Here is a 3,733-nt window from a genome sequence, read left to right on the forward strand (position 1 = left end):
ACAATGCACTCAAGCGTTCCTAGTGGCGCAGACGACGGCAGGCCAGAGGCCTGCGAATAGTAGACACGGGGCACAGCTCCGCGCCATTACTGTACCTCAACCCTACCCTACGCCTCCTTCGGCTCGGGGCCGCGGAAGACGTCAGTGCCCTGCACGGGAGTCAGCTTCACGGGCCTACCCTCGCGGGCCGACTGGTAGATGGCTGCCATAATGCGGTGGTCTTGTAAACCTTCTTCGCCGGGCGTGTGGGGCTTCTTGTTGTCCAGAATGCACTCCGAGAAGTGGTCCATTTCGGCGGCAAACTGGTTTTTGGAGGGAATGGTGATGTGATTTTCCATCCGGGCTTTACCCTCGGCGTGCGAGGTTTGCAGCTGCTGCCCGGTGTAGGCGTAGGCGTTGTTCAGGTGCAGCCAGCCCCGCTGCGTGTTCACGCGGTAGAAGCGCGAGTCGTGGGTGTTGTAGTGCGTGATGTTATCGACGACCACGCCGTTGGGGAAGCGCAGCTGAAACGACATCATCTCCTCTACCTCCTTAAATAACGGGTTGCCGGGCGTGCTGTAGGAGTAGGCAAACACCTCGGTTGGCTCGGTGCCCAGCAGGAAGCGCGAGGTGTTCAGGCAGTACAGGCCAATGTCGGGGAGGGCGCCGCCGCCAGCCAGGGCTTTTTTGTGGCGCCAGTGGTCGGGGTTGGCCGAGCTTTGGCTGTTTTGGGCTTGTATGTATTGCACCTCGCCGTATTTCTTGTCGCGTATCATGTCGCGCACTTGGCGGTTGTAAGGCTCGTACTGAATGCGGTACGCAATCATCAGCTTCACTTTGGCCTTGTTACAGGCATCAATCATGGCCTGGCACTCTTCGGGCGAGGTAGCCATGGGCTTTTCGCAGAGAATGTGCTTGCCGGTTTGCGCCCCTCGAATCACGTACTCGGCGTGCATGGAGTTGGGCAGCACAATGTAAATGGCCTGCACCTCGGGGTTGTCCTTCAGCTTTTCGTAGTTCTCGTAGCTGTAGCAGCTTTCAGGCTTGATGCCGTACTGCGCGGCCACCTTTTTCAGCTTCTCGGGCGAGCCGCTGACCAAGGCCACCGGTTTCGATTTCTTGCACTCCCCAAACGCGGGCAGCAATTCCTCCAGCGTGAGGTGGCCCAGGCCCACCAACGCGTAGCCTACCCGACGGTCGGGGGGCAGGGGGGTAGGGGTGGGGCCGGACTGGGGGTCTACATCCGATTTCCAAGCTTCCAACTCAATGGGCTTTTCCACATCGGCGGGCACCTTGGCGGGCGGCGACACGGCTTCCGACGACGGAATTTTCTGCCCATCGGGAGCAGTGTAAGTAGTAGCGGCGTCTACCTGAGAGGCCGGTGTGCCGGTGGTGGGCACAGTAGCCGCGGCAGTGCCGCCACTTGCAGCCCCCGATTTATCCTGGCAGCTGGCCAGGGTGCCGGCCGCCACGCCCACGGCCAGGCCGCGGCCCGCCAGATTCAGAAATTCCTTGCGTGATACTTCCCGCCCGGCTTCGCGCAGCACGGTGTTCAATAGCTCGTTGGTGAAAGACATAGGGTGATAGGTGAAATGGAGAAGACAGGATACAAGGGAAGTGTACGAGGATCTGCCAAAAAGAAATGCCCGCCCCACTGCCTTGCGTGGTACATAACTTTCGGGTAGCGGCGCGGTTGATGGGACGAAGCGCCCCGCAAGCACGAGCGTAGAGCATAGTTTTTGTTTGATTTTGCCGTATGGTTTTGCCGTTGTTTTCGAGCTGGTGGTGGGTGCTGAGTGGACTGTTGCTGGCGGGCGTAGTGCCGACGCGTGCCCAAACGGCTGATACGCTGCGGCAGCAACCCGGCGCGCCCGCGGCCGCTACCTCCGATGAAGACCGGCGCGACCTGGGCGACGTGCTGACGTATTTCTTCCCGCGCCTGCGTCCTGCCGCCCGCGACACCACCGTGACGCTGGAAAGCGGCCACCGCTTTGTTTCTATTATTCCCGTTGTCAGCTACACGCTGCAAACCCGCGGGCTGCTGCAAGTAGCTGGTAATGTGGCGTATCAAAAACCCGGTGCCAACATCTCCACGCTGGTGTCGGCCCTGGCCGTAACGCAGAACAAGCAGGTGATTCTGACGGCCACGTCCTCTATCTGGACGCCCGACAACCGCATCAACTGGATTGGCGACTGGCGCCTGATGCACTACCCCCAAAACACCTATGGCCTGGGCACGCGCACCAGCACCCGCCGCGGCGTGGTGAACATGGAGTTCGACTACCTGCGCATCTACCAAACCATGCTGCGCCGCATCTTGCCCAACTTCTACGGCGGCCTGGGCTACCAGCTCGATTATCATTGGGGCATCGAAAGCACCAGCGACGGGCAGGAGGTAGCCCGCATTTCGGGCTACGAGCAAGGTATTACGGGCTCGTCGGTGTCATCGGGGGTGGCCCTGAACCTGCTCTACGACTCGCGCGGCAACGCCATCAACCCCCAGCCGGGCGGCGCCTATGTGAACTTGCTGTACCGCCCCAACCTGAAGCTGTTGGGAAGCACCGTTACCTATCAAACGCTACTCTTGGAGGCCCGCCGCTACCTGCGCCTGCGTGAAGGCTCCGGCAATATGCTAGCCCTGTGGTCGTATAATAGCATCACGCTGCAAGGCACGCCGCCCTACCTCGACCTGCCCAGTACGGGCTGGGATACCTACAACAATACTGGCCGTGGCTTCATTCAGGGGCGCTTTCGGGGCAAAGACATGCTGTATGCCGAGGCCGAGTATCGGTTTCGCATCACGCGCAACCGGCTGCTAGGCGGCGTAGCGTTCGGCAATGCACAAACCATATCGGAGCCCGCTACCAACCAATTCGAGAAGGTGGTGCCCGCCGTGGGGGTAGGGCTGCGCGTGGCCATGAACAAGCTCTCGCGCACCAACCTGTCCATCGATTACGGCTTTGGGTTTGACGGCTCGCGGGCGCTGTCATTCAATGTGGGCGAGGTGTTTTAGGCGGTAGCTTATCCTGAAAATAGTGCTAATTGGCCGCATTTTTGGTGGCCTGCCAACGATTACTATACCGCACTGTTTTCCTGCCCTTCACTTATGGATAAGCTACTATCGCCGGACTACTTAGACCTCACGTATCGGGCCGATCTGGACCTGCTGGTAGGCCGGTGGATGCGCAATCCTGCTTTGGCAGAAATGCAGCAAGGCTACAACCTGATGCTGAATGCCGCTACCACCTGCGGGTGCATGCGCTGGCTGATTGATGCCCGCCGCCGCGACCATACCAACCAGAACGGTATTCCATGGATGATGGAGGTGTTTTATCCGCAGCTGGCAAGCCGGCTGCAAGGCCGGGTGCATCTGGCTTTTCTGCTGGCGCCCGTGCATTTGCAGGCATTGGAAGCCGATACGTCGCTTTTGCCGCTGTCCTACTTCGATACCCTACCCTACCAGATAGGTCGCTTTCTGGAGGAGCAAGCCGCCATCGCTTGGCTCGACTCCCACTGCCCGATGAGGAAGGGTGAAATGGTGAGGTTGTGAGGTTTTGAAGTAGTGAGAGGTGAGGTGGTGAGTAAAAAAACGTCTGTCATCCTGAGCCTGCGAAGGGCCTTCTCACGTTAGAACGACAAGCGTACCAACGACTCGTATCAGCGTGAGAAGGTCCTTCGCTCAGGATGACAGACGGATTTCATTCACAACTTCACCACTACTATGCCGAGCCCTACCTACACCAACCCCATCCTC

3 protein-coding genes are annotated in these 3,733 nt (G+C 59.4%); 2 read left to right on the plus strand and 1 reads right to left on the minus strand.

Features of this window, described 5'->3' with window-relative positions; genetic code table 11:
• Positions 1-107 precede the first annotated feature (107 nt).
• The gene (locus KYK14_RS21655) at positions 108-1,556 is read right to left on the minus strand and encodes a Gfo/Idh/MocA family protein (RefSeq protein WP_219161739.1); all 1,449 of its coding nucleotides are present in this window, start codon (positions 1,554-1,556) and stop codon (positions 108-110) included.
• 179 nt (positions 1,557-1,735) lie between these two features.
• On the opposite strand from KYK14_RS21655, the gene KYK14_RS21660 reads away from it, so the two are divergent.
• Together KYK14_RS21660 and KYK14_RS21665 are read left to right on the plus strand one after the other, a co-directional pair.
• The gene (locus tag KYK14_RS21660; RefSeq protein WP_185282080.1) at positions 1,736-2,992 is read left to right on the plus strand and encodes a BamA/TamA family outer membrane protein; all 1,257 of its coding nucleotides are present in this window, start codon (positions 1,736-1,738) and stop codon (positions 2,990-2,992) included.
• Between the two features lie 93 nt (positions 2,993-3,085).
• On the plus strand, positions 3,086-3,529 hold the full coding sequence (locus tag KYK14_RS21665; RefSeq protein ID WP_185282081.1) for a hypothetical protein: 444 nt from the start codon (positions 3,086-3,088) through the stop codon (positions 3,527-3,529).
• Positions 3,530-3,733: the final 204 nt, after the last annotated feature.

The organism is Hymenobacter profundi, assembly GCF_019334315.1.
Classification (GTDB): Bacteria; Bacteroidota; Bacteroidia; order Cytophagales; family Hymenobacteraceae; genus Hymenobacter; species Hymenobacter profundi.